General features: G+C 72.5%; 5 protein-coding genes. 4 read left to right on the forward strand and 1 reads right to left on the reverse strand.

The features are described from left to right. Both HMPREF3099_RS05395 and HMPREF3099_RS05400 read left to right on the forward strand, forming a co-directional pair. Nucleotides 1–1,796: DNA translocase FtsK (locus HMPREF3099_RS05395; RefSeq protein WP_237769758.1), on the forward strand; the 1,796-nt coding region annotated here is incomplete at its 5' end. Next, nucleotides 1,796–2,491, forward strand: a complete 696-nt coding sequence (locus HMPREF3099_RS05400; RefSeq protein WP_083323524.1) for an ion channel — start codon at nucleotides 1,796–1,798, stop codon at nucleotides 2,489–2,491. The genes HMPREF3099_RS05395 and HMPREF3099_RS05400, both read left to right, overlap by 1 nt. A gap of 63 nt (nucleotides 2,492–2,554) precedes the next feature. On the opposite strand, the gene HMPREF3099_RS05405 is transcribed toward HMPREF3099_RS05400, so the two are convergent. After that, nucleotides 2,555–3,754 (reverse strand): dipeptidase, encoded by a 1,200-nt coding sequence (locus tag HMPREF3099_RS05405; RefSeq protein ID WP_070704998.1) that lies wholly within the window; start codon nucleotides 3,752–3,754, stop codon nucleotides 2,555–2,557. Between the two features lie 92 nt (nucleotides 3,755–3,846). On the opposite strand from HMPREF3099_RS05405, the gene rimO reads away from it, so the two are divergent. Further along, a complete protein-coding gene (rimO, locus tag HMPREF3099_RS05410) occupies nucleotides 3,847–5,463 on the forward strand; it encodes a 30S ribosomal protein S12 methylthiotransferase RimO (RefSeq protein ID WP_083323525.1) in 1,617 nt (538 codons plus the stop codon). Further along, nucleotides 5,460–6,056 (forward strand): CDP-diacylglycerol--glycerol-3-phosphate 3-phosphatidyltransferase (gene pgsA / locus HMPREF3099_RS11975; protein ID WP_141762006.1); only part of this gene is annotated, 597 nt, incomplete at its 3' end. The genes rimO and pgsA, both read left to right, overlap by 4 nt.

Genomic DNA, 6,056 nt, shown 5'->3' on the forward strand with positions numbered 1-6,056 from the left:
GCCCCGGCGCGAAGCCCGGGGCCAGGCCCGGTGCGAAGCCGGGCGCCAAGCCCGTGCAGGCCGAGCCGGAGCCGGAGCCCGTGCCCCCGCCCACCACGCAGTTGCCGCAGCGCGTGGAGCAGCTGGCTCTCTCCGGCGACGTCAGCTACACCCTCCCGGACACCGCGCTGCTCAAGCCCGGCACGCCGCACAAGGAGCGCTCCGCGGCCAACGACGCCGTCGTGGCGGCGCTCACCAACACCTTCGAGGAGTTCAACGTCGACGCCGTGGTCTCGGGGTTCACCCGGGGTCCGACGGTGACCCGCTACGAGGTGGAGCTCGGCCCGGGCGTGAAGGTCGAGCGCATCACCGCGTTGAGCAAGAACATCTCCTACGCCGTGGCCAGCGCCGAGGTGCGCATCCTCTCGCCCATCCCGGGCAAGAGCGCCATCGGCATCGAGATCCCCAACACCGACCGCGAGAACGTGTCGCTGGGTGACGTCCTGCGCAGCGACAAGGCGCGCAACCAGACGCACCCGATGGTGATGGGCGTGGGCAAGGACGTCGAGGGCGGCTACGTCATCGCCAACCTGGCCAAGATGCCCCACCTGCTCGTGGCCGGCGCCACGGGTTCCGGCAAGTCGAGCTTCGTGAACTCGATGATCACCTCGATCCTCGTGCGGGCCACGCCGGAGGAGGTGCGCATGGTGCTCGTGGACCCCAAGCGCGTGGAGCTCACGGCCTACGAGGGCATCCCGCACCTCATCACCCCGATCATCACCAACCCCAAGAAGGCCGCCGAGGCGTTGCAGTGGGTGGTCCGTGAGATGGACCAGCGCTACGACGACCTGGCCAACTTCGGCTTCAAGCACATCGACGAGTTCAACAAGGCGGTGCGCTCGGGCAAGGTGCAGGTGCCGCCGGGATCGCAGCGCGAGCTGCAGCCGTACCCCTACCTGCTGGTGGTGGTGGACGAGCTCGCCGACCTCATGATGGTGGCCCCGCGCGACGTCGAGGAGTCGGTGGTGCGCATCACCCAGCTGGCCCGTGCCGCCGGCATCCACCTGGTGCTGGCGACGCAGCGCCCGTCGGTGGACGTGGTGACCGGCCTCATCAAGGCCAACGTGCCCAGCCGCATGGCCTTCGCCACCTCCTCGCTGGCCGACTCGCGCGTGGTGCTCGACCAGCCCGGTGCGGAGAAGCTCATCGGCCAGGGTGACGCGCTCTTCCTGCCGATGGGGGCCAGCCGCACCCTGCGCGTGCAGGGCGCGTGGGTCAACGAGTCCGAGATCGTGGACGTGGTGGCCCACGTCAAGGGCCAGCTGGCGCCGAACTACCGCGAGGACGTGCAGCAGGTCAACCCGACCAAGGAGATCGACGAGGACATCGGCGACGACCTCGACGTGCTGCTCCAGGCCACCGAGCTGGTGGTCAACACGCAGTTCGGCTCCACCTCGATGCTGCAGCGCAAGCTCCGCGTGGGCTTCGCCAAGGCAGGGCGCCTCATGGACCTCATGGAGTCCCGCGAGATCGTCGGCCCGTCCGAGGGGTCCAAGGCCCGCGACGTGCTGGTGCGCCCCGAGGACCTGCCGGCCACCCTCGCCCGGTTGCGCGGCGAGGACCCGCCGGAGGACCTCGAGCAGGACGCCGGCGAGGGGGCCCGGGACGACGCCGACGAGGCGCCGCAGGAGGGCGGCGCCGACTCCGGGGCCCGCCCGATGACCGACCGGTACGCGGGCGTGGACGTCTCCGACGGCGCCGTCTTCTCGGACGACGAGGACGACGACGAGGACGCCTGGCAGCTGACGGGCCGCTGATGTACCGCAACCCCGTGCGCCCGCCGACGCCGTGGCACGTCAAGGCCCGCCGCGGCATCGCCAGCAACCCCTCGGCGGTGCTGCTCGTGGTGCAGCTGCTGAGCGTCATCGCCTACCCGTTCACCGGGGAGAGCGGGGCGGGGCGCCTGGCCATCGCCGTGCTCGGCCTGCTCACCCTGGTGCTCGCCCTGCGCGCGGTGCGGCGCACGCCGCTGCTCACCTGGGTGGGCGGCCTCGTGGGCGTGCCAGCGGTGGCGCTCTCGGTGGGGGAGGTGCTCCTCCCGGAGGTCACCGGCATCGAGCTGGCGTCGATGTGCTTCCACGCGGTCTTCTACTTCTACGTGGTCTTCGCCCTGCTGGTGTACATGTTCTCGGACAACTGGGTGACCAGTGACGAGCTGTGGGCCACCGGCGCCACCTTCACCGTGGCCGCGTGGGCGTTCGCGTACACCTACGGGGCGGTGCAGCTCATCTGGCCGGGCTCGTTCGCCGCGCCGCACGGGGAGAAGCTCAGCTGGTTCGAGCTGATCTTCCTGTCGTTCACCACCATGACCGGCACCGGCCTGTCGGACATCACGCCGGCCGGCAACCACGCCCGCTCGTTCATCATCCTCGAGGAGATGGCGGGCATGAACTACGTGGCGCTCGTGGTGGCCCGCCTCATGGGCCTGACGCTCACCAAGTTCCGCCGCTGAGGCAGGGGCGCGCACGCACGGCGGCCCCGCGCCGGTGTGGCGCGGGGCCGCGGTGGAGCGGGCTCAGCCGTCGAGCTGCTCGATGCGCCAGCGTCGGCTGGGCTCGTCGTCGAGCACGTCGGCCACGGTGTCGGCCGCGTCGAGAACGCGCAGGATGTTGGCCCCGGCCAGCTTCTCCAGGTCGCCCCGGCTCCAGCCGCGGTCGGCCAGCGCGGCCAGCAGGCGCGGGTAGCCGGTGACGTCCTCGAGGCCGGTGGGCAGCACGGGGGTGCCGTCGTAGTCGCCGCCCAGGCCGATGTGGTCGATGCCGGCCACCTCGCGGAGGTGCTCCACATGGGCCACCACGTCCTCGAGCGTGGCCTCCGGTGGCGGGTGCTCCTCCATGTAGCGGTCGATGAAGGGCTCCCAGCCGTCGTCGGTGGGCTGCAGGCCGGCGGCGCGGGCGGCGTCCTCGCGCTCGAAGCGGTGGTCGGCCGAGCCCTGGTTGACGAAACTGGGCACGAAGGTGGCCATGCACACGCCGCCGTTGGCGCGCAGGCGCTCCAGCACGTCGTCGGGCACGTTGCGGGGGTGGTCGGTGACGGCCCGGGCACCGGAGTGGGTGAACACCACCGGAGCGCGGCTGGCGGCCAGGGCGTCGCGCATCGTCCCGGCGGAGGTGTGCGAGAGGTCCACCAGCATGCCGATGCGGTTCATCTCGGCCACCACCTCGGTGCCGAAGCGGCTCAGCCCGCCGATGTTCTCCACGTCGGTGGCGCTGTCGGCCCAGTCCACGTTGCTGTTGTGGGTCAGGGTCATGTAGCGCACGCCCAGCTCGCGCAGGATGCGCAGGGTGGCCAGGGAGTTGTTGATGCTGTGGCCGCCCTCGGCGCCCATGAGGCTGGCGATGCGGCCCGAGGCGTGGATGCGGCGCACGTCGGCCGCGGTGTCGGCCAGCTCCAGGCGGTCGGGGAAGAGCGCCACCAGGGAGCGCACGCGGTCGACCTGCTCCAGGGTCATGCTCACCGCGTTGTCGCCCGAGAGGTGGGCGGGCACGAAGACGCTCCAGAACTGGGCGCCGACGCCGCCGTCGAGCAGGCGCGGCAGGTCGGTGTGGGTCTGGGTGGGGGTGCCCAGGGTGCCGGCGCCGATGTCGGCCACCGTGAGGTCGGTGGACTCGGCATCGGCCCGGGAGAGCGCGTGCAGGCGCCACGGCAGGTCGTTGTGTCCGTCCACGAGGGGGAACTCGCGCAGCAGGGAGCGGATGGCGGCGACGTCAGGCATGCGCCCCATTGTGCCCGGCGCCACAGCCGGTGGGTGGCCGGGTGGGCCGCGCGGGGCCGCCGGCGTTCAGGGTGACCGCCTACCCTTGGAGCATGAGTTCCACCTCCCTCCCCACCGGTTCCGCGCCGGTCGCCGAGCCCGCCGAGAACGCACCCGAGACCACCTCCGGGGGCCAGGTGCGCAGCGTCCACATCGCGACCCTGGGCTGCACCCGCAACGAGGTGGACTCCGAGGAGCTCGCCGGCCGCCTGGCCGCCGCCGGGTGGGAGCTCGTGGACGAGGCCGACGGCGCGGACGTGACGGTGGTGAACACCTGCGGGTTCGTGGACTCGGCCAAGAAGGACTCCATCGACGCGCTGCTGGACGCCCACGACCTCAAGGAGGAGGGGCGCACCGGCGCGGTGGTGGCGGTGGGCTGCCTGGCCGAGCGCTACGGCGCCGAGCTGGCCGCCGAGCTGCCCGAGGCCGACGCGGTGCTGGGCTTCGACTCCTATGCCGACATGTCCTCCTCGCTGCGGGCGGTGCTCGCGGGGCACGCGCCGGAGCCCCACACCCCGGGCGACCGCCGCCGGCTGCTGCCGCTCTCGCCGGTGGCCCGCCAGGAGGGGGCCGCGGGCGTCTCGCTGCCGGGCCACGGCACGGCCACGGCCCAGGAGCTCGAGGAGGCCGGCCTCACCCTGGCCGACCAGGTGACGCCGGTGGAGCCCGGTGACGCCGCGCTGGACGCCCCCGCGCCGGCATCGGGGCCGAGTACCGTCATCCGCCGCCGGCTCAACGACAAGCCGTGGGCGCCGCTGAAGATCGCCTCGGGTTGCGACCGCCGCTGCTCCTTCTGCGCCATCCCGGCGTTCCGCGGGGCCTACCTCTCGCGCCGCCCGCACGACGTGCTCGCCGAAGCCCGTTGGCTGGCGGACAACGGCGTCAAGGAGCTCTTCCTGGTGAGCGAGAACACCACGAGCTACGGCAAGGACCTGGGTGACCTGCGGCTGCTCGACGCGCTGCTGCCCGAGCTGTCCGGCATCGACGGCATCGAGCGGGTGCGCGTGAGCTACCTGCAGCCGGCGGAGATGCGCCCCGAGCTGCTGCGCGCGATGGTGGAGACCCCCGGCGTGGTGCCCTACTTCGACCTGAGCTTCCAGCACGCCTCGGGGCCGCTGCTGCGCCGCATGCGCCGGTTCGGCGACGCCGAGGGCTTCCTCGGCCTCATCGAGCAGGTGCGGTCGGCGGCGCCCACTGCCGGCATCCGGTCCAACGTCATCTGCGGCTTCCCCGGCGAGACCGAGCAGGACGTGGAGCTGCTGGCCGACTTCGTGGTGCGGGCCCGCCTCGACGTGCTCGGTGTCTTCGGCTACTCCGACGAGGACGGCACCGAGGGCGAGACGCTCGACGGCAAGCTGCCGCAGGAGGTCGTCGACGAGCGGGTGGCGCACATCCGCGACCTCGCCGAGGAGGTCATGGCCCAGCGCGCGGCCGACCGCGTGGGCGACCGCGTGAGCGTGCTCGTGGAGGCCGTCGAGGACGAGGGCGAGGCCGGCCAGCAGGTGGTGGGCCGCTCCGAGGAGCAGGGCCCCGAGGTGGACGGCGTGACGGTGCTCGTGGACGCCAGCGGCGCCCCGGCCCGGGTGGGCGTCGGCGAGATCGTGGACGCGACCGTGGTGGACAGCCAGGGCGTGGACCTCGTGGCCCGCGTCGACGGGGACGCCGCGTGAGCGCCCCGCAGCAGCCCGTCGACCCCGTGCCCGCCGGCGCCGCGGCGGGACAGCCCAGCCCGTGGAACCTCGCCAACGCGCTGACGGTGCTGCGCATCCTCATGGTGCCGGTGTTCGTGTGGCTCCTGCTGCGCGACCCCGGCGCCGGGGAGGACCACCTGCATTCGTGGTGGCCGTTCGTGGTCTTCGCGCTGGCCGCGGTGACCGACCGCATCGACGGGGAGCTGGCCCGCCGCCGCAACCTCATCACCGACTTCGGCAAGATCGCCGACCCCATCGCGGACAAGGCGCTCATCGGCTCGGCGTTGGTGTGCCTGAGCTGGATCGACCTGCTGCCCTGGTGGGTGACCGTCGTGGTCCTGGCCCGCGAGCTGCTCATCACGGTGGTGCGCTTCGTGGTGATCCGCTATGGCGTCATGGCCGCCAGCCGCGGCGGCAAGCTCAAGACGGTGCTGCAGTCGGTGGCCGTGGGCCTGATGCTCATGCCGCTGGGAGGCGTGGTGGCCACCATCGCGTGGTGGGTGATGCTGGCGGCCGTGGTGGTGACCGTGGTGACCGGCCTGGACTACCTGCGGGACGCCGCCCGCCTGTGG

Origin of the sequence: Kytococcus sp. HMSC28H12 (genome assembly GCF_001816045.1) — a bacterium.
In the GTDB taxonomy this organism is placed as follows: Bacteria; Actinomycetota; Actinomycetes; order Actinomycetales; family Dermatophilaceae; genus Kytococcus; species Kytococcus schroeteri.

Bases quoted from the DNA above. Each gene is read 5' to 3' on its own strand.
- HMPREF3099_RS05400 (WP_083323524.1), top strand. From the start codon at position 1,796: ATGTACCGCAACCCCGTGCGCCCGCCGACGCCGTGGCACGTCAAGGCC.
- HMPREF3099_RS05405 (WP_070704998.1), bottom strand. From the start codon at position 3,754: ATGCCTGACGTCGCCGCCATCCGCTCCCTGCTGCGCGAGTTCCCCCTC.
- rimO (WP_083323525.1), top strand. From the start codon at position 3,847: ATGAGTTCCACCTCCCTCCCCACCGGTTCCGCGCCGGTCGCCGAGCCC.